Source organism: Micromonospora sp. LOL_023 (assembly GCF_048060115.1).
Classification (GTDB): Bacteria; Actinomycetota; Actinomycetes; order Mycobacteriales; family Micromonosporaceae; genus Micromonospora_E.
The window spans coordinates 1-23552 of record NZ_JBHMIM010000023.1; the positions used below are offsets into that span (position 1 = coordinate 1).

The 23552-nt window shown below is 71.2% G+C and carries 21 protein-coding genes; 13 read left to right on the top strand and 8 right to left on the bottom strand.

Annotation, left to right across the window (positions count from 1 at the left end; genetic code table 11):
- Nucleotides 1-1350: 1350 nt before the first annotated feature.
- Nucleotides 1351-2478, top strand: a complete 1128-nt coding sequence (locus ACFHVL_RS14445; RefSeq protein ID WP_416628290.1) for a hypothetical protein — start codon at nucleotides 1351-1353, stop codon at nucleotides 2476-2478.
- A 52-nt stretch (nucleotides 2479-2530) separates the two neighbouring features.
- Here the strand turns inward: ACFHVL_RS14445 and ACFHVL_RS14450 are convergent, their stop codons facing one another.
- Nucleotides 2531-2890, bottom strand: a complete 360-nt coding sequence (locus ACFHVL_RS14450; RefSeq protein ID WP_416628292.1) for a MerR family transcriptional regulator — start codon at nucleotides 2888-2890, stop codon at nucleotides 2531-2533.
- A 65-nt stretch (nucleotides 2891-2955) separates the two neighbouring features.
- Here ACFHVL_RS14450 and ACFHVL_RS14455 point away from each other — a divergent pair, with 65 nt between their 5' ends.
- From ACFHVL_RS14455 to ACFHVL_RS14470, 4 genes are all read left to right on the top strand, one after another.
- Nucleotides 2956-3417: a hypothetical protein gene (locus tag ACFHVL_RS14455; protein WP_416628294.1), complete on the top strand. Its 462-nt coding sequence runs from the start codon at nucleotides 2956-2958 to the stop codon at nucleotides 3415-3417.
- 272 nt (nucleotides 3418-3689) lie between these two features.
- Nucleotides 3690-4451, top strand: a complete 762-nt coding sequence (locus ACFHVL_RS14460) for an ABC transporter ATP-binding protein (RefSeq protein WP_416628296.1) — start codon at nucleotides 3690-3692, stop codon at nucleotides 4449-4451.
- On the top strand, nucleotides 4448-5203 hold the full coding sequence (locus ACFHVL_RS14465; protein WP_416628298.1) for an ABC transporter permease: 756 nt from the start codon (nucleotides 4448-4450) through the stop codon (nucleotides 5201-5203). The genes ACFHVL_RS14460 and ACFHVL_RS14465 overlap by 4 nt, the downstream gene beginning before the upstream one ends.
- Nucleotides 5204-5290: 87 nt before the next feature.
- On the top strand, nucleotides 5291-5902 hold the full coding sequence (locus tag ACFHVL_RS14470) for a TetR/AcrR family transcriptional regulator (protein ID WP_416628300.1): 612 nt from the start codon (nucleotides 5291-5293) through the stop codon (nucleotides 5900-5902).
- Nucleotides 5903-5924: 22 nt separating this feature from the next.
- On the opposite strand, the gene ACFHVL_RS14475 is transcribed toward ACFHVL_RS14470, so the two are convergent.
- Complete coding sequence (locus ACFHVL_RS14475; RefSeq protein WP_416628302.1) at nucleotides 5925-6680, bottom strand: DUF2470 domain-containing protein; 756 nt, start codon at nucleotides 6678-6680, stop codon at nucleotides 5925-5927.
- Between the two features lie 73 nt (nucleotides 6681-6753).
- Here ACFHVL_RS14475 and rpsD point away from each other — a divergent pair, with 73 nt between their 5' ends.
- The gene (gene rpsD, locus ACFHVL_RS14480; RefSeq protein ID WP_416628304.1) at nucleotides 6754-7365 is read left to right on the top strand and encodes a 30S ribosomal protein S4; all 612 of its coding nucleotides are present in this window, start codon (nucleotides 6754-6756) and stop codon (nucleotides 7363-7365) included.
- Between the two features lie 43 nt (nucleotides 7366-7408).
- Here rpsD and ACFHVL_RS14485 read toward each other — a convergent pair whose 3' ends face one another.
- Together ACFHVL_RS14485 and ACFHVL_RS14490 are read right to left on the bottom strand one after the other, a co-directional pair.
- A complete protein-coding gene (locus ACFHVL_RS14485) occupies nucleotides 7409-9214 on the bottom strand; it encodes an ABC transporter ATP-binding protein (protein WP_416628394.1) in 1806 nt (601 codons plus the stop codon).
- A gap of 123 nt (nucleotides 9215-9337) precedes the next feature.
- Nucleotides 9338-11272 carry an ABC transporter ATP-binding protein gene (locus ACFHVL_RS14490; protein WP_416628306.1) on the bottom strand — a complete coding sequence of 645 codons (1935 nt, stop codon included), beginning with the start codon at nucleotides 11270-11272 and terminating at the stop codon, nucleotides 9338-9340.
- Nucleotides 11273-11437: 165 nt separating this feature from the next.
- Here ACFHVL_RS14490 and ACFHVL_RS14495 point away from each other — a divergent pair, with 165 nt between their 5' ends.
- Together ACFHVL_RS14495 and ACFHVL_RS14500 are read left to right on the top strand one after the other, a co-directional pair.
- The gene (locus ACFHVL_RS14495) at nucleotides 11438-12067 is read left to right on the top strand and encodes a TIGR03085 family metal-binding protein (protein ID WP_416628307.1); all 630 of its coding nucleotides are present in this window, start codon (nucleotides 11438-11440) and stop codon (nucleotides 12065-12067) included.
- An 87-nt stretch (nucleotides 12068-12154) separates the two neighbouring features.
- Nucleotides 12155-13099, top strand: coding sequence for a terpene synthase family protein (locus ACFHVL_RS14500; RefSeq protein WP_416628308.1), 945 nt, complete (start codon nucleotides 12155-12157; stop codon nucleotides 13097-13099).
- An 11-nt stretch (nucleotides 13100-13110) separates the two neighbouring features.
- Here the strand turns inward: ACFHVL_RS14500 and ACFHVL_RS14505 are convergent, their stop codons facing one another.
- Nucleotides 13111-13635, bottom strand: coding sequence for a septum formation initiator (locus ACFHVL_RS14505; protein ID WP_416628309.1), 525 nt, complete (start codon nucleotides 13633-13635; stop codon nucleotides 13111-13113).
- Nucleotides 13636-13739: 104 nt separating this feature from the next.
- Between ACFHVL_RS14505 and ACFHVL_RS14510 the strand changes: the two genes are divergently transcribed.
- The 3 genes from ACFHVL_RS14510 (at nucleotide 13740) to ACFHVL_RS14520 (ending at nucleotide 16291) form a co-directional block, all read left to right on the top strand.
- Nucleotides 13740-14429 carry a response regulator transcription factor gene (locus tag ACFHVL_RS14510; protein WP_416628311.1) on the top strand — a complete coding sequence of 230 codons (690 nt, stop codon included), beginning with the start codon at nucleotides 13740-13742 and terminating at the stop codon, nucleotides 14427-14429.
- On the top strand, nucleotides 14426-15724 hold the full coding sequence (locus ACFHVL_RS14515; protein ID WP_416628312.1) for a sensor histidine kinase: 1299 nt from the start codon (nucleotides 14426-14428) through the stop codon (nucleotides 15722-15724). Before ACFHVL_RS14510 ends, ACFHVL_RS14515 begins: the two co-directional genes overlap by 4 nt.
- Before the next feature lie 84 nt (nucleotides 15725-15808).
- Nucleotides 15809-16291, top strand: a complete 483-nt coding sequence (locus ACFHVL_RS14520; protein WP_416628313.1) for a PepSY domain-containing protein — start codon at nucleotides 15809-15811, stop codon at nucleotides 16289-16291.
- Nucleotides 16292-16453: 162 nt separating this feature from the next.
- Here ACFHVL_RS14520 and ACFHVL_RS14525 read toward each other — a convergent pair whose 3' ends face one another.
- Nucleotides 16454-17668, bottom strand: coding sequence for a S8 family peptidase (locus ACFHVL_RS14525; protein ID WP_416628314.1), 1215 nt, complete (start codon nucleotides 17666-17668; stop codon nucleotides 16454-16456).
- Between the two features lie 346 nt (nucleotides 17669-18014).
- Here ACFHVL_RS14525 and ACFHVL_RS14530 point away from each other — a divergent pair, with 346 nt between their 5' ends.
- Entirely contained in the window at nucleotides 18015-19841 is a 1827-nt protein-coding gene (locus tag ACFHVL_RS14530) for an AMP-dependent synthetase/ligase (protein WP_416628315.1), read from the top strand.
- Between the two features lie 25 nt (nucleotides 19842-19866).
- Here the strand turns inward: ACFHVL_RS14530 and ACFHVL_RS14535 are convergent, their stop codons facing one another.
- On the bottom strand, nucleotides 19867-21330 hold the full coding sequence (locus tag ACFHVL_RS14535) for a PLP-dependent aminotransferase family protein (protein WP_416628316.1): 1464 nt from the start codon (nucleotides 21328-21330) through the stop codon (nucleotides 19867-19869).
- A gap of 59 nt (nucleotides 21331-21389) precedes the next feature.
- On the opposite strand from ACFHVL_RS14535, the gene ACFHVL_RS14540 reads away from it, so the two are divergent.
- Nucleotides 21390-22133, top strand: coding sequence for a YczE/YyaS/YitT family protein (locus ACFHVL_RS14540; protein ID WP_416628317.1), 744 nt, complete (start codon nucleotides 21390-21392; stop codon nucleotides 22131-22133).
- On the opposite strand, the gene ACFHVL_RS14545 is transcribed toward ACFHVL_RS14540, so the two are convergent.
- Nucleotides 22038-23552, bottom strand: a complete 1515-nt coding sequence (locus ACFHVL_RS14545; protein ID WP_416628318.1) for a beta-N-acetylhexosaminidase — start codon at nucleotides 23550-23552, stop codon at nucleotides 22038-22040. The genes ACFHVL_RS14540 and ACFHVL_RS14545 overlap by 96 nt on opposite strands.

Consider the following 23552-nt stretch of genomic DNA (forward strand, 5'->3'; position numbering starts at 1 on the left):
CGACCGGCCACCGCTGACCGACGAAGAACTCCAAAATATGATTCAGCCACGACGGAATCTGGACATCCAAGATGGCTCACTTACTACTTCGGGCACCAACGTCACTTCTTCGGGCACCAAGGTCTCGGGATCGTCGCGGCTGCGCACCGTCGATCGCCGAGCCGGTGGCGTCGTAGAGCATCGCCCGGCAGGACCGCGGCAGCAGGTCGGCATCGCCCAGGTCCCGGCCGGACATCTTCACCACCGGTGTCATCGGAGTCGACGTGGCCGGTGCCAGCGCGGGCGGTGCGGGAAGCGGCGGCGAACCAAGAGGGCAGTGGTACCAGGTCAGGTGGCTGCGAACCTTCGTGACTCGGTCGTTCCCACCCCGGTGTCGCGGTTTCACCTCAGCGCGCTCATCGAGCATCCACTCGCACGCGCCCAGCAATCGTTGTCGACGGTGTCCGGCGATGCAGCGGTCCGTACCCCATGGTCAACAGCATCGACGGAGGTGCCGTCTCCACCTCGACGGATGCGCCCAGCGTGACCTCCGCCAAGGCTACGCCGACCGCCCGGCGCTCCAGCGGGTTTCGACCACCCGTCACAGATACCAGGACCGATCTCCCCATTTCTGCCGGGTGTGCTTCCTCGCCGACGGTAGACCTTTCCACAGCCGACGGGCGGGGCCCGGCGGGCCACCCACGCTGACCAAACATCAGGGGGTTTCCCCCGCCAGCCTCACTACGCGCCTCGGCGTACCAGATGACCGGTGCCGCGCGAGGGCAGGAAGCCGTGTGCCCAGGGGGCAACATTGGCGCACCCGCCGATCGCATCGATCCGGGTTCCCGCACTTGGTCGGGATCTCGTTCCCGGACCTCTTGCAACCGTCCACGCGTACGCAGCACTTCGCCGCATGTCCCATCCAGCAACACGATCAGCTGCTCATCCTGAACGTACCCACCGACCCCGCCAGCCGGCCCTTGCTCGATGCTGATCTCGGTCGTCATCTGACGTATCATCCTGGATCAGCGAATTCGCCGTCGATTGTACACACCCGGCAACTCCCGGTCGGCCGAAAACGGCGGTTCGGGGGTCGTGCGGGTGTGGCGGGAGTAGTACCTTGGCGATGCGCCGACACGGTCCAGGTCTGCGGTCACGCACCACACCGAACTCCGCCCCGCCCCGGTTCCGACACCCGCCGACCACACCCCGCTCTGGCTCCCTGCCAGAGCGGGTCACCCGTGTCCGTCCGGCCTGCCCTACCGGTCCGGTACGGCGAGTCGGCGCACCACCCCAGCCACACGTACGCGCGGACGACACCGGCAGGCACCGCCGATCGGGTCAACCGCCGACGCGGACGGAGGATCATCGATGCAGCCCATGCCCACCTCTCAGCATCCGGGGCCGGCGGGACCGGACGACTCCGGTCCGGCGGCCCCGGTCCACGGCACCGCGGTTCCCACTCCCCGGCACGTCGTCGGCGCGAGCCCGATCACTGAAGCGACCACCGAGATGCCGCTGATCGTGCCGAACTCCGCCGATCGACGCGGCCCGAGCCCGCTGCCGCCGATCGCGACCCAACTGCTCGGCGGCGTCACCCACCTGCCGGCACCCGAACCGCCGGCCGACCGACCGGCCCGGGCCGGCGCGGACGAGGCCCGGGCCGGCGCGGACGCCGCTGCGTCCGATGCCGACGCGGAGGTCGCGCTGCGCGACCCCGACGCGCCGGAATCCGACGCGGCGCAGCATCAGGAGACCGGCCTGTCGGCGAACGCCGAACCGGGGACCACGGCAACCGACGAGCACCCGGACAGCACTGACGCGGTCGTGGACACCGACCCGACGGTCGAGGACGATGTCGAGCCGCGAGCCGCTACCGCACCGGGCGCCGTCGGCGACCCGGCCACCACCGACGACGAGGTCACCAACGACAATGACGACGAACAGGACGAGGAGCGAGCCGCAGTGTTGACCACAGTTGACGAGCAGGTCGAACCAGCCGTCGGGTCGGACACCGAACCGGCGGCGGACGCGTTGGCGGCGGACGAGCCAGTCGCTGACACGCAGGAGTCGCACGGGCAGGAGTCGCACGGGCAGGCGGACACCGAACCGGCGGCGGAGACCGAGTCGGCAGTAGACGAGTCGGCAGTAGACGAGTCGGCAGTAGACGAGTCGGCGGCGGCCGGATCCGACTCGGCGCCGGCCAAGCGGCCTGGTGACGTGTCGATGCCGCCGATCACCATCTGGAGCGAGGCTGCCGCCGACGACCTACGCGACGAGTGGCACGAGATCAAGGCCCGGTTCGTCGACGAACCCGATGTCGCCGTGATGCAGGCCCAGTCGCTGGTGGCGCACACTGTCCGTACCCTGGCCGAGCGGCTGCTCGCCGAGCAGCTCGAACTCGACCCCCACCGGCACAGCGAGCTACCGGACACCGAGTCGATGCGGATGGCGTTGCGGCACTACCGCGAATTCCTGGACCGCCTGCTGGCGATCTGATCCCCGGTGGTGCGGGTCGCGGTCTGCCGACCGCGACCCGCACCGGTCGACGTCAGCGATCGCCGGCGATCTGCCGATAGGCGTCGATCTTGAAGTTGAGGACGGCCAGATCCTCCTGCAGTTCGTCGATCCGGGCCAGCACCCGCGCCCGGTGCTGCTCGAACAGGGCGACGCGGTCCAGCAACGTGTCGTCGCCCTGTCTGGCGAGCTCCGCGTACCGGCGCATGTCCCGCACCGGCATCCCGGTGCGTCGCAACCGGGTCAGCAGGACCAACCAGCCGATGTCGGCGTCGGTGTAGCGGCGGCGGCCGGCCGAGTCCCGCGCCACCGGCGCGACCAGCCCTTCCTGCTCGTACCAGCGCAGGGTGTGCGTACTGAGCCCGACCCGACAAGCGGCCTCGCTGACAGTCACGGTAGCTTCTGCTGGCGTGTGCACCCGTCCAGGGTCTCAGGTCGCAGCCACACAGGAGCAGGCCGATGTTCACCGATGCGACGCTAATCCGCATCAACGAGGGCGTGCAGTTGCACCATCAGCAGGGCCAGCGGGACGCCGCCCGCGACCTGTTCGCGCAGATCTGGGACGACATCGGCGGGGAGCAGGGCGACCCGCTGCACGTCTGCGTCCTGGCGCATTCGATGGCGGACGTGCAGGACGACGTCCATCAGGAGTTGCTCTGGGACCAGCGGGCTCTGGCCGCGGCCGACCTGCTCACCGAGGCCCGGGTGGCCCGAGCCGGGGTGCCGGTGTCGGTGGCCGGTCTGTACCCGTCGTTGTATCTCAACCTGGGTGAGTGCCACCGGAAGCTCGGCGACCTCGACCGGGCCCGCGAGTGCCTCGCGCACGCCCGCGCGGGGATCGGCGCGCTCGGCGACGACGCGTACGGGCGGCTGATCCGGGGTGGCTTGGATCGGTTGGCGCAGCAGCTGGCCGCCGAGTAGGAGCCGACTCCCAAAATGTGCGACCGCCCGCCCGCGATGCTGGCGGGCCGGGCAGCGAGACGTCTCCGCTCAGCCTGGAGTTGACAACAACCAAAGGTCCCGCCGGCCAGCAACCGGGGTGTCTTCGGCTGCGGCCAGATCGAGCTGCTGCTCAGCAGGCATCCAGATAGCCGCGGTGACCTACGCCACCGAGAACGGGGAATGCCGGTCGACGGCCGGGCGCACAATTCATCTATCGTTGAGTTCAACGCATGATGAATTAGGGAGGCACCATGGAACCCGTCGTCGAGATCGACGACCTCGTGGTCGAACGAGGGCGACGCCGTGTCCTGCACGGCATCTCCTGCACCGTCGGCCGGGGCAGCGTCACCGGTCTACTGGGGCCCAGCGGCAGCGGCAAGACGACCCTGATGCGGTCGGTCGTCGGAGTACAGACGGTCCGCTCCGGGCAGGTCCAGGTCCTCGGACGGCCCGCCGGGTCCCCCGCGCTACGGCGTACCGTCGGCTATCTGACCCAGGCGCCGAGCGTCTACTCCGACCTCACCGTGGCGGAAAACGCCCGGTACTTCGCCGCGCTCTACGGCCTGCCCCGCGCCGAGGCCGATCAGGCCGTCACCGACGTCGGGCTCGCCCCCGCCGCCGGGCAACTCGTCGGGAAACTGTCCGGCGGCCAACGCAGCCGAGCCTCGCTGGCCTGCGCGCTGCTCGGCCGCCCGGAGCTGGTCGTGCTCGACGAGCCGACGGTCGGCCAGGATCCCGTGCTTCGCGCCGACCTGTGGGCCCGCTTCCACGCCCTGGCCGCCGCCGGCACGACGCTGCTGGTCTCCAGCCACGTGATGGACGAAGCCGGTCGGTGCGACCGGCTGCTGCTGATCCGCGACGGTCAGCTGATCGCCGACGACACCCCGGCGGCGATCCGCGCCGCCGCCGGCACCGACGATCTCGACGATGCCTTCCTGCGGCTGATCCGCGATCTGCGACCCGCCGACCCGGCCAGTGCCGACCCGAGCAGCACCGCCGGAGGGACCCGATGAATCCGCGAATCCTCGCCGCGACCATCGGGCGCGTGCTGCGCCAACTGCGCCACGACCGGCGTACGGTCGCGCTGTTGATCGTCGTGCCGACGTTGCTGCTGGCCCTGCTCTACTACATGTACGGCGACCAACCCGCCGCGCCTGGGCAGCCCGCCATGTTCCACCGGGTCGCGCTCGTGATGCTCGGCGTCTTCCCCTTCGTGATCATGTTCCTGGTGACCAGCATCGCGATGCTGCGCGAGCGCACCACCGGCACCTTGGAACGGCTGCTCACCACTCCGCTGGGCAAGCTGGACCTGCTGTTCGGCTACGGCATCGCGTTCGGCCTGGCCGCCACGGTGCAGGCGAGCGTCGCGGCCGGTGCGGCGTACTGGTTGTTCGACCTGTCGACCGCCGGCAGCCCCGCCCTGGTGATCCTCGTCGCCGTGCTCAACGCCCTGCTCGGGGTGGCCCTGGGCCTGTTGTGCAGCGCCTTCGCCCGCACCGAGTTCCAGGCCGTACAGTTCATGCCGGTGGTGGTGATCCCGCAGATCCTGCTCTGTGGGCTGTTCGTCGCCCGTGACCAGATGGCCGGTTGGCTCGAAGCCCTCAGCAACGTCCTGCCGCTGTCGTACGCGGTGTCGGCGTTGACCGAGATCGGTGCCAACGTCGAACCGACCACCACGTTCTGGCGGGACGTGGTGGTCGTCGCCAGCGCGGTGCTGGCGGCGCTGGCGCTGGCGGCCGGCACGCTGCGCCGGCGCAGCGGCTGACCAACCGGACCACGGCCGACCGGCCGAGCCGCAGCCGACCGGCCCACGGCGGCGACGGCCGACCTGTGACAGGAGTGAGCGCGACCGATGGTACGACGGACCGGGCGGCGGCCGGGCAATCCCGACACCCGCGAGGCCATCCGCACCGCCGCCCGGCAGATCTTCGGTGAGCGCGGGTTCGACCAGGCCTCGATCCGGGCGATCGCGACCACTGCCGGTGTGGACCCGGCGCTGGTACACCATTACTTCGGCACCAAGGAAAAACTGTTCCTGGCCGCGATGGACGCCCCAGTGGATCCGGGTGAACTGCTACCGCAGGCGTTCGCCGGTGGACCGGACCAGGTCGGCGAGCGCCTGGTCCGGCTGGTGCTCGGCGTCTGGGACTCACCCGCCGGGGTCGCCGCGTTGGCGCTGCTGCGTTCGGCGCTGAGCAACGACTGGACCGCACGGCTGATGCGCGAGTTCGTCACCACCCAGATCCTGCGCCGGGTGCTGAGCCAGCTGGAGCTGGACCCGGCCGAGGTGCCGCTGCGCATGTCGCTGACCGCGTCGCAGATGGCCGGGTTGCTGGTCACCCGGTACGTACTCCGCTTGGAGCCGCTCGCATCGATGGCACCGGAGGCGGTGGCCACGGCGGTCGGCCCGACCATCCAGCGCTACCTCACCGGCGAGGTGACCGCGATGGCACCGGGCCGCTGACCGCCATGCGCGCCCGGGGCGGTCAGGACCCTGCGGTCGTCGACGTACAGCGCCGGCAGAGCACCGGGTGCAGCAGCCGGGCGAGCTCGGCGCGGTCGGCGATCGGCGCGGGAAACGCCAGCCGGGCCCGGGGGCCGTCGACGCCGAGGGAGACGACGAAGCCGTACCGGTCCAGGCGGACGACGCGCGGGTCCGCACCGGCTGAGTTCCGACCGGCGTCGCGCAACTGGCGGTGGATGAACGCGGTCATCTCCGGCTGGTGGTGATCGGCGAGGTCGACCAGCAGGTCCGACTCGATCGCCCCGAGCGGATCCGGTTCGGCGGCGGCGTACTCGTCGGGGTCCACGTCGGTGGTGACGCCGCAGCGCTCGATCCGGACCTCGGCCACCTCCATCCGAAAGATGGTCGCGCCGCGGCCGACGTCCAGCAAGTCGCCGCAGGCGTGCACGTCGGCGTAGTCCAACGCGGCCAGTCGGGCCGACGCGCCGTCGAGCGGCCTTATCCAGCCGGACACCCAGAGTCGGCCGTGCACCGGAGATCCGGCCACCGGCGGTACGTCGGTCACCTCGATCACCATCGCGGTGTCGTCAGTGCCGGCCACCGGGCGCAACGCGGCGGCGATCGGATCGGTCGTGTCGTTGGCGAGGATCAGAATCCGGCCCATCGGGTCGGCGGCGTGCGCGACGGCGTGCGGCCCGGGGCGGCAGGCGATGTGGGCCGTGCCGGGCAACCGGCCCGCGGCCAGGGTCCGGGCGATCTCTGCGGGGCTGGGCTGCATGACACGGACCTCCGAGATCAGTTAGGCTCACCTTAGTGAGGGCAGGCTAACCTATGAATCCGGAGACGTCCACGTGAACCACCCACGTCCCAAGGCGCGAATCTCCCGCGCCCTCGGCATCCCGCTGACCCGCAAGTGCACCAAGTACTTCGAACGCCGGCCGTATCCGCCGGGCGTGCACGGCCGGGCCCGCCGCAAGCCCTCCGACTACCAGGTGCGGCTGCTGGAGAAGCAGCGGCTACGCCACCAGTACAACGTCAGCGAGACCCAGCTGCGCCGGGCGTTCGACGACGCCGTACGCGGCACCGGCAAGACCGGCGAAGCGCTGGTCTGCCTGCTGGAGCGGCGACTCGACGCGGTGGTGCACCGGGCCGGCCTGGCCCGGACCATCTACCAGGCCCGACAGCTCGTCGCCCACGGCCACTTCGCCGTGGACGACACCAAGGTGGACCGCCCCTCGTACCGGCTGCGCCCCGGACAGACCGTCCGGGTCCGCGACCGCAGCCGGACCAAACCGCCGTTCCAGCTCGCCGCAGCTGGAGCGCACACCGGCGACGGACCGGGCGCACCGTACCTGTCGGTCAGTCTCACCGACCTGACCGCGACCCTCGTCCGCGAGCCCGCCCGCAGCGAGGTCCCGATCATCTGCGACGAGCAACTCGTCGTCGAGTTCTACTCCCGCTGAGGCCGACCGCCACGGCCGCCACCCGTACGCGGACCTGGCTGGGTCAGCGGGTCTGCTCCAGCCAGGACGCGAACAACCGGCCGTAGACCGAGTCCGGATCGGCCAGCAGGTCCTCGTGCGGGCCACGCTGCACCACCCGGCCCCGGTCGACGACGATCACCTCGTCGGCGGCCTGTGCGGTCGACAACCGGTGCGCGATCGCGACCGTGGTACGCCCCCGGGTGACCGCGTCGAGGGTACGCTGCAACCGCACCTCGGTCGCCGGGTCGACCGCGCTGGTCGCCTCGTCGAGCACCAACAGATCCGGGTCCGCCACGTACGCCCGGACCAGCGCCACCAGCTGCCGCTCGCCGACACTGAGCGCCTCGCCGCGCTCGCCGACCGGCGTGTGCACCCCCTCCGGCAGGCCGGCGACCCAGTCGGCCAGGCCCAGTTCGACGAAGGCCCCCGCCAACTGCTCGTCGGTCAACTCGGGCCGGGCGAAGCGGACGTTCTGTGCCACCGTCGCGTCGAACAGGAAGCCGTCCTGCGGAACCATCACCACCCGGGCGCGCAGCGAGTCGAACCGGACCCGGTCCAGCACGACCCCGGAGAGCAGCACCTGGCCGGACACCGGATCCATCAACCGGGTGAGCAGCTTCGCGAAGGTCGTCTTGCCGCTGCCGGTCTCCCCGACCACCGCCACCCGGGTCTTCGCCGCAATCTCCAGCGTCACGTCGGACAACACCTGCGGACCGCCCGGATAGGCGAAGCACACCTGCTCGAACCGGATGTCCAACGGGCCACGCGACAAGGCGACGCCCTCGCCGCCGGGATCGGCCACGTCCGGCTCGACGTCGAGCACATCCAGCACCCGGCGCCAGCCGGCGATCGCGTTCTGCGCCTCGTTGAGCACCTCGGTGGCGATCTGCACCGGTTGGATGAACAACGTCACCAGGAACAGGAACGCGGTGAGCTGACCGACCGTCAGGCCACCATCCACTCCCATCCGCACGCCGATCACCACCACGCCGGCCAGCGCCAGACCCGCCGCGATCTCGCCGGCCGAGAAGCTGATCACGCTGGTCCGCAGCGCACGCTGCTGAGCCCGGCGCTGCCCCTCGATCGCCTCGTCCAGCCGGCCGGCGGTGCGCCCGGACACCCCGTACGCCCGAATCACCGCCGCGCCGACGACGCTCTCGGCGACGGCGGCGAGCAACGCGCCGGTCCGCTGCCGGACCACGCCGTACGCCGCGGCCAGTCGCCGCTGGAACGCGCGGATGATCAGCAGCGCGGGCACGAAGGCGGCGAGGACCACCAGAGTGAGCTGCCAGGAGTAGACCGCCATCACGATCGCGGTGACCACCACCTGGCCGGTGCTGATCAGCAGGATCACCCCGCCCCACTGCAGGAACTGGGTGATCTGGTCCACGTCGCTGGTCACCCTGCTGACCAGCGAACCACGCCGCTCCGCCTGCTGATGCAGCATCGACAGGTCGTGGACGTGTCGGAACGCCCTGGTCCGCACCGCCGCCAGGGCGGTCTCGCTGACGGTGAACAGCCGACGCATCATGAAGTAGCCGGCCACGGTGGTGACGACCAGTACCGCGCCGGTGATCGCGACGATGGAGCCGACGACGGTGAGATCCGGTCCACCCGGGGCCCGCAACCCGTCGTCGATGGCCCGCTGCACGGCGACCGGGATCGCCGCCCGCCCGACCATCGACACCAACGCCAACGCGAGGGTGCCGACCAGCCCGATCCGCAGCTCGGGCGACAACGCCAACCCTCGGCGCAGCGTTCGCCACGTCGACTCGGTGCGACCCTCGTCAGCGGCGAGCGGGTTGGCCGACCGCGCCGGCCGGTCCACGGTAGGGGCGCTCACAGGTCCAGCCTTCCGTTCGCGACTGCGGGGCTCGCAAGCTCACTCCTCGCGCTCACAGGTCCAGCCTTCCGTTCGCGACTGCGGGGCTCGCAAGCTCACTCCTCGCGCTCACGCTGTCACCTGTGCGGTCAGCGACGGGCCACCGACGTCGGGCAGACCGGCCCGGTCACGTTCCCGCTCCGCCTCCGCCTGCTCGTACGCCGTGACCAGATCGGCGTAGCCGGGACAGCGGCCCAGCAGCTGCTGATGCGTACCGTGGTCGACCACCCGGCCCTGGTCGAGATAGACGACCTCGTCGGCGAGCGCGATGGTCGCCCGACGGTACGCGACGACCAGGATCGACGTGGCGACCTCGGCGGCCCGCAGCGCGGCCAGGATCGCCGCTTCGACCCGTGGGTCGACGGCACTGGTCGCGTCGTCGAGCACCAGCAGACGGGGGTGCCCGGCAAGTGCCCGGGCCAGAGTCAGCCGCTGCCGCTGACCACCGGACAGCGTGGTGCCGCGCTCACCGACCATCGTGTCAAGTCCGCCGTCGAGGGCGGCGACGAAGCCGTCCGCCTCGGCCAGCCGCAGCGCGGACCAGGCGGACTCGTCGGTCAGCCCGGTCCGGTCCAGGTTGACGTTGGCCCGGACCGTGTCGTCGAAGACGAACGGCACCTGGGCGACCAGGGCGACGGTCCGGGCCAACGATTCGGCGGTGAGTTCCCGGACGTTGACGCCGTCGACGGCGATCCGCCCGCCGGTCGGGTCGACCAGCCGGGCGGCCAGCGCCGCGATGGTCGACTTGCCGGAGCCGGTCGGGCCGACCAACGCGACGGTGCGTCCGGCGGGCACGGTGAACGACACGTCACGCAGCACCGGCGGCAGCACGGTGGTAGCAGTGGCTTCCGCCGTCGGATCGGCGGCCGGATCCGGGCCGGAACCCACCGTGGCGGGGCCGACGGCCTCGGTGGCGGGCGGGCGGTAACTGAACCAAACCCGGTCGAAGACCAGGTCCGCCGGGCTGGTGGCGGTGACCGGCAGCTCGGTGTCGCCGTAGGGCATCTCACCGGTCGCGATCAGCACATGACGCAGCCGGTCCCAGCCGGCGACGCTGCGCGGCAGTTCGGCCAGTACCCAGCCGATCGCACGGATCGGGAACGCCAGCACCGTGAACAGGAAGGCGACGCTGACCAGGTCGGCGATGCTGACCGCGCCCTGCTGCAGCCGGACGGCCCCGACCAGCAGCACGGCGAGGGTACCGAGGCTGGGCAGTGTCTCCAGCAGCGGATCGAACATTCCCCGCAGCCGGCCGACGGAGATGAGCGCGTCGCGCAGCTCGGCTGCCCGGTCGGCGAACCGCACCGTCTCCTCGGCCTCCCGGCCCATGGTCTTGACCACCAGCGCGCCGTCGAAGCTCTCGTGGGCGATCCCGCTGACCTCAGCCCGCAGCCGCTGGGCCCGTACCTGGCGCGGCGCCATCCGACGCGAGTAGACGACGTTGAGGGCGAACAGCGCGGGAAACACCGCTAGTCCGACCATGGCTAGCACCCAGTCGGTCGCGAACAGGGCGGCGATCGCGGTGAACAGCATCACCACGGTCCCGACGGCGAACGGCAGCGGGGCGACCGGGAACCAGGTCGCCTCGACGTCGGAGTTCGCGTTCGACAGCAGAGTGCCGGTAGGGTGCCGCTGATGCCAGGACATCGGCAGATCGAGGTAGCGCCGGGTCACCCGACGCCGGTAGGAAGCCTGCAGCCGGTACTGCATGAAGCCGGCACCGAGGCGACGGCCGAAGATGCCCACGACCTTGACGACGCTCACCGCCAGCAGGGCGGCACCGCCGGCCGCCAGCAACCCGTCTTCGATCCGCCCGGTCTCGATCGACGGAACGACCACCTCACCGACGATGGCACCGACCACGTACGCGCTGGCGATGGTGAGCAGCCCGAACACCACGCTGCCGCCGACGCCCAGGGTGAACAATCCGGGTTGTTCCCGGATGCCCTGACCGAGCACCCACAGCCCGCGCAGCAGCACGTCACGGCTTGTTCGATTGGCCACACTTCCCCCGACTGTAAGTCCTGAACTTCAAATCTTGTCCTTACCGGTCGCCAACGCCAACGGGAAGCGGTGACTGTGGCGACCGCCACAGGCCCGAGATGTCGCCGATCGAGCCCAATGGCCGACTCCCCGGCACCACCCGGGCCGCGCCCCTAGGATCGGTACATGGCGCGGTTTGCACAGATGGAACGTCAAGCCCTCGCCGACCTGTTCCTCGCGGTCGGCCCGGATGCTCCCACCATCAACGATGGATGGACGACGCGCGACCTCGCCGCGCATCTGGTGGTGCGGGAACGACGCCCTGACGCGGGTCCGGGCATCTGGCTGCCGGTACTGCGCGGATACAGCGAACGCGTCCGGACGGAGTTGGCCGCCCGGCCGTTCCCGGACCTCGTACAGATGGTCCGCCAGCCGCCGGTGTGGAGCCCGCTGAGCAACCCGATCACCGACGAGCTCGTCAACCTGATGGAATTCTTCATCCACCATGAGGACGTCCGCCGCGCCCAGCAGGGCTGGGAACCCCGGGAGATCCCGCCGGGCGAGCAGGCGGCGCTGTGGAAGCGCGTCGTCGGGGTCAGCAAGCTGCGGCTGCGCCGGTTCGACGGCGCGGTGCGGGTGGTCGCCGACGGCTACGGCGAGGTGACCACCGGCACCGGCAGCGACCCCGTACTGATCAGCGCGGCTCCCGGTGAGCTCGTGATGTTCCTGACCGGCCGCCAGCGGGTGGCCCAGGTCCAGATCGACTGTCCGGCGACGATCGAAGAACGATTGCGTAACGCCGGCTTCGGCTTCTAGCGGCGGCACTCGCCGCAGCGGGCGCCGACCGCGATGATGATCACACCGGTACGCCACCCCTCCCCCGGGCGCCCGGCTGGAGGTCGCATGCCCACGTTCGCGCTGGCGTCGGTGGTGACGCCGCCGTTCCGTCCGCGGGCCAACCCGCACCAGTCGACGATGGCCGAGTCCTCGATCGGCTGGGCCGACCAATTCGGACTGATCACCAAGCCGCACACCGCGCTCCGGTTGCGGCGGGCCAACGCCGCCGAACTCGCGGCGCGGGCCGCGCCGTACGCCGACCCGCCCCGCGCGCAACTGCTCAGCGACCTGATCACCTGGCTGTTCGCGCTCGACGACGTCTGCGACGAGGACGGCCTCGGCGCCGACCCCTGCCGGGTCTCGCCGGTGATCAGCCCGCTGATGCAGGTCCTTGACCGGTACGGGGCACCGGCCGGCCCGACGGAGGACGGGCCCGCGCCGCTGGCGGCCGCGCTCGCAGACCTCTGTTTCCGGATCCGCCGGTTCGGCCAGCCCGGGGTCCTGTTGCGATTCGCCGCTTCGCTGCACCACTACCTCTTCGCCCTGCTCTGGGAAGCCAGCAACCGTCAACAGGGCCGGGTGCCGGCGATCGCCGAGTACGTACAGATGCGCCGGCACACCGGCGCGGTACTGCCCAGTTTCGCGCTCACCGACCTCGCCGAAAGCGGACTGCCGCATTCCCGTCACCGAGTTGACTCGAAGCTCGCGGAATTGAACACTGTCGCCGCGGATCTGGTCTGCTGGTGCAACGACCTGTTCTCCTACGCCAAGGAACACGGCCAGGACCAGCACAATCTGGCCTCTGTGATCGCCCACGAGACCGGCCGGGACCCGGCCTCCGCGCTCCTCGACGCCGCCGAGCGGTTCAACGACGGCCTCGCCCAGTTCCTGCGGCTGCAGGCCGACGTGCTGACCGACGCGCCGCCAGCGGTGGTCCGGCTGGTCGCCACCCGGCGGCACTGGGTCCGTGCCACCTACGACTGGTCGGTCAACTCGAGCCGCTACCAGTGACCCGGGCCGGATCAGTCGTCCAACTCCCAGGTGATCTCCGGCCGGCCTGCGACGCAGCCGACGGTCACCTCGTACTCCCCGGCCGGGCCCTGGAAGCTCACCTCTGCGTCGTCGTCCGGACCCCGGTCCCCGTCGATCGCCCGGTAACCCTGCGCCGGGGCCCAGGAGACCAGACTGGCCAACCCGTCGGCACACTGGGCGACCACGGTGCCGCCGGGGGTGGCCGCCACCTGGCGGGTGGCGGTGGCGGTGGGCGAGGGTTCGGGACCACCGGCACCCGGCGACGCCGACGGCGGGGCGGCGCTCGGCGGTGCAGATGCGGTGCCTGAACCGGGCGGGACGGCACCCGACGCGGCCGAGGCCGCCGTCGGCGCGGCCGCGAGGTCGTGGGCGATCTCCTCCTGGCTGAGCACCTCGCCGGCCGGACCGCCGGTCAACCCTTCGCCGACCACCCGCAGCGCGGCCAGTCCGATCAGGGTCGCCACGACGGCGGCGAGGCACCAGCCGGCGACGGCGAGCAGGACTCGACGGTTCATCCCGCGATGATGCCCCGAGCAGCGTTAACGGCAACGCCGGGGGCGTATAAAGAACCGTTAACGCGGGCCGCTGCCGATCTTGCGGCCGGGTAGCGTGCACTGCTGTGGCCCGGCTGCTGCTCATCGAGGACGACCTGGCGATCCGTACCCCGCTGATGCGGGCGCTGCGCGAACGCGGACACGCGGTCGCCGCCGTGCACAGCGCGATGGCCGGACTGCAGCACGCACTGGACGACCGGCCGGACCTGGTGGTCCTGGACCTGGGTCTGCCGGACCTCGACGGGCTGGAGATGCTCCGGATGCTGCGCGCGGTCAACCGGGTCCCGGTGATCATCGCCACCGCCCGCGACGACGAGTCCGAGATCGTCCGTGGTCTCGACGCCGGCGCCGACGACTACGTGGTCAAGCCGTTCACGGCGGCGCAGCTCGACGCCCGGATCCGTGCGGTGCTGCGGCGGGGTGCCGGCGAGTCGACCGACGACGCGGTTCGCGTCGGCGACCTGCACATCGACGCCCGCAGCCGCCAGGCGAGCCTGGCCGGCGCCGGGCTGGAGCTGACGCCACGCGAGTTCGATCTGCTGCACTACCTGGCGGCCAGGGCCGGACAGGTGGTCACCAAACGGGAGCTGCTCACCGAGGTGTGGCGGGTGCCGTACGGCGGCGCGGACAAGACCGTCGACGTCCACCTGTCGTGGCTGCGCCGCAAGCTCGGCGAGACCGCTGGTCAGCCACGTTACCTGCGCACCGTACGCGGGGTCGGGGTGCGCCTGGCCGCTCCGGACGGCGCGCCGTGAGACGCCGGCTGACCCTGCTCGTCGCCGCCACCACCACGCTGGTGCTGGTCGCGTTCCTGGTGCCGCTGGCACTGCTGCTGCGGACCGTCGCGCAGGACCGGGCGATCGTCGCCGCCACGGCGGACGTCCAGTCGATCGTGTCGCTGGTCGGCACCGCCGATGCCGCCACCTTGCGGTTGACCATCGACCAGCTGACCGCCACCACCGACCGTCCGGTCACGGTCTACCTGCCCGACGGCACCGTCCTCGGCGACCAGGTCGCACCGACCCCGGCGGTCGAGCTGGCCGGCAATGGCCGCAGCCTGACTGCGGCGGGCACCGGCGGACGCGAGATCCTGGTCGCGGTGCAGGGCCGACCCGACGGTACGGCGGTGATCCGCGCCTTTGTCCCGGCCGCCGAGTTGGAGCGCGGGGTCCGCCAGGCGTGGGCGGTGCTGGCCGGGCTCGGCGCCGTACTGGTCCTGGTCGGCCTGCTGGTCGCCGACCGGCTGGCCCGGCGTCTGGTGGCGCCGATCACCGAGCTGTCGGCGGTGTCGCACCGGCTGGCCAACGCGGAACTGTCAGCCCGGGCACAGCCCGGCGGCCCGCCGGAGCTGCGCGAGGTCGCTGGCGCGTTGAACCACCTGGCCGCGCGGATCCAGGAACTGCTGCGCGACGAGCGGGAACAGATCGCCGACCTGTCACATCGGCTGCGTACTCCACTGACCGCGCTGCGGCTGGAGGCCGAATCGTTGCCCGAGCCCGCCGACGCGGCTCGGGTGACCGCCGGGGTGGATTCGTTGGAGCGCGCCGTCACCGCGCTCATCCGTCAGGCGCGTCGGCGCAGTTGCGGGCCGGCTGCGATCCCCGGCCGGGCCGCCGTAGCCGACGCCGCGGCGGTGGTCCGCGACCGGGTGGAGTTCTGGTCGGTGCTGGCCGAGGACACCGGCCGGACAGTCAGCATGGATCTGGTGCCCGGTCCGCTGCCGGTCGGGGTGGACGCCGACGAGTTGGCCGCCGCCGTCGACGCGCTGCTGGGCAACGTCTTCGCGCACACGCCGGACGGGACCGGCTTCGCGGTCACCCTGGTGGCGCACGGCGATGCCGCCGCCGGGGCCACGCTGGTGGTGACCGACCGTGGTCCGGGTATGCCGGCCGGGCTGGCCGGCCGGGGCGTCTCCCCGGCCGGTGGAACCGGACTCGGTCTGGACATCGCCGCCCGGGCGGCGATGTCCAGCGGCGGACGCCTCGAGCTGGCCAGCGGGTCGCCCGGGACCGTCGTGACGCTGCGGCTGGGACCACCGGCCCGGCCTTAACCGGGCCTTAGCGCTCGTACAGCGCGCCGCTATCGGACGTCGCGCGAACCTTCACGTCGACACGACGACACCAGGAGGTTCGAGATGGCACGCAAGTCTGTGATCGTGATGGCCGGCGTCGGTGTGGTGGCGGCGTTGGCGGGGGCCGGTACGGCCCTCGGCGCCGCGGCGCAGCAGACGTCGGGTGCGGCCACGCCCGCCCGCCCGGTCGACGCGACCGTCTCACCGGCTTCGGCCGCCACCACCGGCACCGGCACCGCCGGCACCGGCGCACGCAGTCGCCAGGACGGCACCACCACCACTGCTCCGATCGACGTCGAGCAGGCAAAGCGGATCGCGCTGGACCACGTCGGCGGCGGCCGGGTCACCGAGATCGAACGCGACCATGAGGACGGCCGGCCGGTCTGGGAGGTCGAGATCAGGGCCGGCGCGGTCGAGTGGGATCTCGACGTCGACCGGACCACGGGCGACATCTGGGACGTCGACCGGGACGACGGCGACGGCGACCGGGACGACGACCGCGACGACGACCGGCGGGGTCGGGACGACGACCGTCACGACGACTGATCTTCGTCGCGGCATCGTCGCGTCGGCCACCGTCGGCCACCGTCGGCCACCGGTGGCCGAGGGTGGCCGACGGACGGACAAGGTGCGGCCCCCGGGCGCTGGGGGTTCCCGGGGGCCGCGCGCACTGCTCGATTCGTCGGGTGGGTCAGCCAGGCCGTGAGGTCAGTTGACCACGAAGAGCAGGCGGTTGGCGGAGCCGGTGCCCGGGCTGGTCACCACTCCGGTGGTGGCGTTGGCGACCAGGTAGCTGGTCACCTGCGCCGGGGTGTAGGCGGGGAACTGGCCGAGCACCAAAGCGGCGGCGCCGGCCACGTGCGGGGCGGCCATCGAGGTGCCGCTGATGGTGTTGGTGGCGGTGTTGCTGGTGTACCACGGCGCGGTGATCGACGACCCCGGCGCGAAGATGTCCAGGCAGGTGCCGTAGTTGGAGTAGGACGCCCGGGCGTCGGTGCTGGTGGTGGCGCCGACCGTGATGGCGTTGGCGACCCGGGCCGGCGAGGAGTTGCAGGCGTTGGCGTTGGAGTTGCCGGCCGCGACCGCGTAGCTGATGCCGGAGGAGATGGAGCTGGCCACCGCGCTGTCCAGCGTGCTGCTCGCGCCGCCGCCGAGGCTCATGTTCGCCACGGCCGGCTTGACGGCGTTGGCGGTGACCCAGTTGACGCCGGCGATGACACCGGCGGTGGTGCCGCTGCCGGAGCAGTTGAGCACCCGGACAGCCACCAGCCTCACGCCCTTGGCCACCCCGTACGCGGTGCCGCCGACCGTGCCGGCGACGTGGGTGCCGTGGCCGTTGCAGTCGGCCGAGGTGCCGCCGAAGGCGTCGTAGCCGGCGCGGGCCCGTCCACCGAAGTCGTTGTGGGTGGTACGGATGCCGGTGTCGATGATGTACGCGGTGACGTTGCTGCCGGTGTTCGGGTACGTGTAGGAGTTGTTCAGCGGACGGTTGCGCTGGTCGATACGGTCCAGGCCCCAGGACGGCGGGTTGGTCTGGGTCGCGGCGATCGACACGGTGTGGTTCTGCTCGACGTACGCCACCGACGAGTGGGCGGCCAGTCGACGGGCGGCGGAGGCGGAAAGCTTGGCCTCGAAGCCGTTGACCGCCGTGCCGAACACCCGGTTGACGGCACCACCGTACTGTCCGGCGAGGCTGCCGGCCCGGTCGGCGACCGCGGCGGCGCGGGCCGCGTCGGCCCTGCCGGCGACGGCGGCGTCCTTCAGTACCACGATGTAGCTGTCCGTGACCGCGGTGGCGCCACCGGCGAGCTGGATCTCTCCAGCCGGAGCGGCGGCGGCCGGATTGCCGATCAGTGCGGTGGCGACCGCGGCGGCACAGCCGACCAGCATCAGCCGGCGGCTGTGGGTACGGAGAACTGTCATCCCTGTCCTTTCCTCAATGCGGACACCCGCGTCGGCTTGTGGCCCTCTGGGTCGCGGGTGGACGATCGGGATATCGATCGATGGGATCGTATGCGGGGCGGCTCGGCAGTCTTATATACCGAAACCTCTATACCGTCGGCATTGGGTGACGCGTCCGTCGGGTCCGGTGTCGCGTGCACCGGATCCACCGAGCGGGCCCACTGGCAGAGAACCGCAGGCTACGAGCTGGTGACCGCTGCCGACGGACGCCACGGACTAGCCGAAGCGCCGCCTTGGCACTACCCTTCGGTAACACCGAATTTACGTGACGGCGCTCACTATCACATATACGGAGGCGACGCACCCGATGGCGATCGATGTCCCATACCGGTCGATTCCCGACATGTTCCTGCAGCGCGTGGCGGCGACGCCGGCCAAGAACGCCTTCGCCTCCCCCGCACCCGGCGATTCCGGCCTGACCTGGCTGACCTGGAGCCAGGTCGCCGAGCGCACCAAGGCGATCGCCGCCGGCCTCTACTCCCTGGGCATCGGCAACGAGGACCGGGTGGCGATCCTGGCCAACACCCGACTCGAATGGGTCCTCGCCGACCTGGGCATCATGTGCGCCGCCGGGGCGACGACGACCGTCTACCCGACCACCGAGCCTGCGGACGCGACCTTCATCATCGAAGACTCCGGATCGAAGGTCCTGATCGCGGAGAACCTCACCCAGGCCAGCAAGATCACCGGCGCACAGTTGCCGGCACTGACCCACGTGGTCCTGATCGACGGGACGGCCGACCCCTCCGCGGCGGTCCCCCAGCTCACCCTGGCGGAACTGGAGCAACGCGGCGCAGTGGCGCTGGCCGCCGAACCCGGACTCATCGAGCGGATCGCCACCACGATCGAGCCCGAGCACCTGGCCACGTTGATCTACACTTCCGGCACCACCGGCCGACCCAAGGGCGTCGAGTTGCTGCACCGGGGCTGGTGCTGGGAGGCGGTGGCCCAGTCGCAATGCGGCATCATGAACGCCGACGACCTGCAGTACCTCTGGCTGCCACTGTCGCACTCGTTCGGCAAGACCCTGCTGTGCAGCATCATCCACGTCGGCTTGCCGACCTACGTGGACGGGCGGGTGGACAAGCTCGTCGAGATGCTGTCGGTGGTCCGGCCGACCCTGATGTGCGCGGCTCCACGGGTCTTCGAGAAGGTCTACAACAAGGCCGTCACCACAGCACAGGACGCGGGCGGCGCCAAGGCGAAGATCTTCAGCTGGGCGGTCGGCGTCGGCCGGCGAAAGGTCGACCTGGAGCAGGCCGGCTTGGCCGTGCCCGGAGGTTTGAAGATCAAGTACGCGATCGCCGAGAAGCTGGTCTTCAGCAAGCTGCAGGCCCGCCTCGGCGGGCAGATCAAGGCCCTGGTGTCCGGCTCGGCTCCGCTGAGTCCGGACATCGCCGAGTTCTTCGCCGCCGCCAACCTGCCGATCTGCGAAGGCTACGGACTGACCGAGGCCAGCGCCGCGAACTTCGTCAACCGGCCGGCGCAGATCAAGATCGGCAGCGTCGGGCAGGCGCTCGGTGACCTGGAGTGCCGCATCGACGACGACGGCGAGGTCCTGCTGCGCGGCGCGCCGGTGATGCGCGGCTACCACAACCTGCCGGACGAGACCGCCGAGGCGTTCACCGCCGACGGGTTCTTCCGCACCGGCGACATCGGCACCCTCGACAGCGACGGGTTCCTCAACATCACCGACCGCAAGAAGGACCTGGTCAAGACCTCCGGCGGCAAGTACGTCGCGCCGTCGCACATCGAAGGTATCTTCAAGGCGATCTGCCCGTACACCTCGCAGGCGGTGGTGATCGGACAGGCCCGCAACTACTGCACCATGCTGATCGCCCTGGATCCGGACGCCGTCGCCGACTGGGCTGCCGGTGGCCCGCTGGCCGACCGACCGTATTCGGAGATCGTCTCCTCACCCGAGATGCACACCCTCGTCGAGGGCTACGTCAACGAGCTCAACAGCAAACTCAACCGCTGGGAGACGATCAAGAAGTTCACTGTCCTCGACCGCGACCTGACCATCGAGGACGGCGAGATGACGCCGTCGATGAAGGTCAAGCGCCGCAGCGTGGAGAGCAACTTCGCCACCCAGATCGACCAGATGTACGCCGGGCAACTCGCCGAGATCTGACCGTGGGGTCGGGCACCAGCCGCCGTCAGGCGATCATCGCGGGCTCCCGCCACTGGCGGCGGCTGGTGCGGTCCAGGTCATAGCGCACCGCCGCGATACGCCGCACCGCGTCGGTCAGCACCGGCACCGGTAGGGTGAACGGCAGCCGCAGGAACCGCTCCAGGGTGCCGTCGATGCCGAACCTGGGGCCGGGTGCCAGCCGTACCCCGGCCTCCTCCGCGGCCCGCGCCAACGCGCTGGAGATCGGGCCGTCCAGCTCCGCCCAGAGCGTCACTCCACCGTGCGGCACGGTCACCCGCCACTCCGGCAACGCGGCGGCCAACTCGGCGAGCAGCGCGTCGCGCTGAGCGGCAAGCTGGGCCAGCCGGGCCGGCACGATGGTGTCGGCAGCGGCCAGCAGGTGCACCCCGACCAGTTGGTCGAGCACCGGACCGGCCATGTCCACGCCGACCCGTAGCGCGGCGAGGCGCTGCACCAGGGGCGCGGAGGCCCGTACCCAACCGATCCGCAGCCCACCCCAGTAGGGCTTGCTCATCCCGCCGATGGAGATCACCCGCGAGTGCCGGTCGAACAGCGCGGTGGGCGGTGGCACCACCGTGCCGTCGAGCGGAAGGTCGACGAACGACTCGTCGACAACCAGGTCGGTGCCGATGGCATGGGCCGCCGCGACGACCCGTTCACGCAGCTCCGTCGACATGAGATAACCGGTCGGGTTCTGGAACTCGGGAATCAGGTACGCCAGCCGGGGCCGGTCCTGACGGATCGCGCCGAGCAGCAACTCGGCGTCCCAGCCGCCACCGTCGCCGGTCGTGGCCAGGCCATGGGTGGCGATACGGGCACGACGGGCCGCCAACGCGGCCAACGCGTTGGGGTACGTGGGCGACTCCACCAGCACCGTCGCACCGGGCGGCAGCAGCAGCCGTAGCACCAGGTCGAGGGCATGCTGAGTGCCGCTGGTGACCATGATCTGCTCGGGGCTGGTGGTCAGTCCGCGACGGGTGTAGGTCTGGGCGATCGCCGACCGCAGCTCGGCCAGTCCGGTCGGAAAGTAGCCGGCGTGCTGCAGGTAACGGGGCAGGTCCTCGGCGGCGGCCCGGGCCGCCGGCACCAACTCCGGCGGAGCCGCCAACGCCGCGTACCCGAGGTCGATCATGTCCAGGTCGGTGTCGGCGGTCCACAGCCCGGAGCTGGCGACCTGGTGCCCGCTGGGCAGCGTGGTCCAGCTGCCGGCACCCCGGCGGCTGGTCAGGTGCCCGGACTCGCGCAGGCTGCGGTACGCGGCCGTGACGGTGGTCCGGCTGACCCGCAGCGCCTCGGCGAGCTCCCGCTCGGCCGGCAACCGGACACCGAGCGCCAGCCGTCCGTCGGCGAGCAGCCCCCGGACCGCCCCGGCCAGCGCGGCGTAGTCCGGGTTGCGCCGCCGCCCCGGCAGCGCGTGCCACTGACCGAGCAGTCGGGCCAATTGGCTCCCTCGCACCACGACAGCCATGCCACCTACCCCCAATTGGCCGTAGCCATCCGGATCGATTGGCCTTCAGAGTGGCATGCGTGAAGAAGATTGGCAACGGTGGCGACCGGCTCCCCCGCCGACTCGGACAGCTCTACCTCGGTCTGGTGCTGTACGGGGTCAGCATGGCGCTGATGATCGAACCGCACCTCGGACTCAACCCCTGGGACGTCTTCCACCAAGGCCTCGCCGGGCGGACCGGGCTCAGCTTCGGCACGGTGACCGTGATCACCGGAGCCGCCGTCCTCCTGCTGTGGATTCCGCTGCGCCAACGCCCCGGGCTGGGCACCGTCAGCAACGTGGTGGTCATCGGCATCGCGGTGGACGCCGCCCTCGCCGTACTGCCCAGCCCGACCGGACTCCCCGTACGGATCGGCTGGTTAATCGCCGGCGTCGTGCTCAACGGTCTGGCGACCGGCCTCTACATCGGCGCCCGTTTTGGACCCGGTCCCCGCGACGGGCTGATGACCGGCTGGGTGACCCGCCACCCGGGCAGCTCGGTCCGCCTGGTCCGCACCGTGATCGAGGTCACCGTGCTGGGCACCGGCTGGCTACTGGGCGGCACGGTCGGCCTCGGCACCGTGCTGTATGCCCTCTGTATCGGACCGTTGGCGCAGTTCTTCCTCCCGCTGTGCTCAGTCGAGCCACGGCGCACAGACCGGCCACAGCGCCCGGCCCAGCCGCGGCGCTCAGTCGAGCGGCCGGTAGCCGACCCCGAGTTGATCCAGCCGGCGCAGGTGCCCGGCCAGGCGGCCACGGAACTCGGCCCGCCTCCCCGGCGGTAGTGCGCCGTCGGCGTCCACCGGCACCGGCCCCGACCACCCCACCTCGGCCAGCGCCGCCAACCGGGGGAACGCCCGCCACCACACGCTCGGCCCGGTCGGCAGGTACTCGCTCCACAGCTGGCCCTGCACGCCGAGCACGTCACCGGGCTGGAACCCGTACACCGTGTCCAGCGGCAGCACCCCGGCGATCGCCAGCGGTTCCGCCGGATCGTCGGACTCGGCCCAGTCGAAATAGGTGTGGCTGAACGGGGCGGCCACCGCCGGCAGGCCGGCGGCCCGGGCGGCGGCAATCCGGTCGGTGCCCCGCCAGGCGAAGACCGTCGCCCCCGCCGGCACGCCCCGGTCGAGCAACTCGTCCCAGACGGCGATCCGCCGACCGTGCCCGGCCAGGTGCGCGGCCAGCCGGCCGGTCCACCAACCCTGCAGGTCGGCCACCCGGCCCAGGCCCAACTCTGCCGCACGGGCGGTGGCGGCCGGGCTCGCCACCCACTCGGCGGTCGGTACCTCGTCGCCGCCGACGTGCACGTACTCGAACGGAAAGACGTCGACCACCTCGTCGAGGATGTCGCAGACCGCGGTCAGGGTGGCCGGTTCCAGGTTCAACACATGGGTGGAGATGCCCCAGGTGGTGCCGACCGCCAACCGCCGGCCCGGGTCGTTGCCGAACTCCGGGTAGGCCGCGATCGCCGCCTGGGCATGGCCCGGCAGGTCGATCTCCGGCATGATCCGCACCCCGCGCCGGGCGGCGTACGCCACCAGGTCGCGCAGTTCGGACTGCTGGTACCAGCCGCCGTGCGGCGTTGCGTCGCCCCGACCATCGCGGGCATGCCCGGCCGGCGATTCGGCCCGGAAACCGCCCACCTCGGTCAGCTGGGGAAACCGGCGTACCTCGAAGCGCCACCCCTGGTCGTCGGTGAGGTGCAGATGCAGGGTGTTGAGCTTGTGCAGGGCGAGGAGATCGACGTAGCGGTAGAGAAACGGCAGCGGATGACACCAGCGGGCGACGTCCAGCAACGAGCCCCGCCAGGCGTACGTCGGCACGTCGACGATCTCGACCGCCGGCAACCGCCAGGACACGCCACGGGCCGGCTCGGCGGCGTACACCTGGTCGGGCAGCAGCTGGCGCAGCGTCTGCACCGCCCACCGCAGGCCTGCCTCGGTGCCGGCCCACGCCCGTACCCCGCTCGGGTCGATCCGGAGCCGGTAGCCCTCCGCGCCCAGCGTCGGGTCGTCGGTCAGCTGCAAACTGACAACGCCGTCGTCGCCCGGACCGGCCGCCGCCAACGGCAGGCCGGTCGCCGGACCGATGAGCTCGCGCAGCAGGTCAGCCACGCTTTCCGGAGCATGTAGCCCGGTCGTCGCGTCGACTGTGAAATGTCCGGCCACCCGGGTCGACCGGGTGGGGCGTGGCAAAAGCAT

Coding starts and splice junctions, on each gene's coding strand:
- ACFHVL_RS14470 (WP_416628300.1), top strand. CDS start 5,291: ATGGTACGACGGACCGGGCGGCGGCCGGGCAATCCCGACACCCGCGAG.
- ACFHVL_RS14525 (WP_416628314.1), bottom strand. CDS start 17,668: ATGACAGTTCTCCGTACCCACAGCCGCCGGCTGATGCTGGTCGGCTGT.
- ACFHVL_RS14495 (WP_416628307.1), top strand. CDS start 11,438: ATGGCGCGGTTTGCACAGATGGAACGTCAAGCCCTCGCCGACCTGTTC.
- ACFHVL_RS14445 (WP_416628290.1), top strand. CDS start 1,351: ATGCAGCCCATGCCCACCTCTCAGCATCCGGGGCCGGCGGGACCGGAC.
- ACFHVL_RS14505 (WP_416628309.1), bottom strand. CDS start 13,635: ATGAACCGTCGAGTCCTGCTCGCCGTCGCCGGCTGGTGCCTCGCCGCC.
- ACFHVL_RS14535 (WP_416628316.1), bottom strand. CDS start 21,330: ATGGCTGTCGTGGTGCGAGGGAGCCAATTGGCCCGACTGCTCGGTCAG.
- ACFHVL_RS14520 (WP_416628313.1), top strand. CDS start 15,809: ATGGCACGCAAGTCTGTGATCGTGATGGCCGGCGTCGGTGTGGTGGCG.
- ACFHVL_RS14460 (WP_416628296.1), top strand. CDS start 3,690: ATGGAACCCGTCGTCGAGATCGACGACCTCGTGGTCGAACGAGGGCGA.
- ACFHVL_RS14465 (WP_416628298.1), top strand. CDS start 4,448: ATGAATCCGCGAATCCTCGCCGCGACCATCGGGCGCGTGCTGCGCCAA.
- ACFHVL_RS14530 (WP_416628315.1), top strand. CDS start 18,015: ATGGCGATCGATGTCCCATACCGGTCGATTCCCGACATGTTCCTGCAG.
- ACFHVL_RS14475 (WP_416628302.1), bottom strand. CDS start 6,680: ATGCAGCCCAGCCCCGCAGAGATCGCCCGGACCCTGGCCGCGGGCCGG.
- ACFHVL_RS14455 (WP_416628294.1), top strand. CDS start 2,956: ATGTTCACCGATGCGACGCTAATCCGCATCAACGAGGGCGTGCAGTTG.
- ACFHVL_RS14545 (WP_416628318.1), bottom strand. CDS start 23,552: ATGCTTTTGCCACGCCCCACCCGGTCGACCCGGGTGGCCGGACATTTC.
- ACFHVL_RS14500 (WP_416628308.1), top strand. CDS start 12,155: ATGCCCACGTTCGCGCTGGCGTCGGTGGTGACGCCGCCGTTCCGTCCG.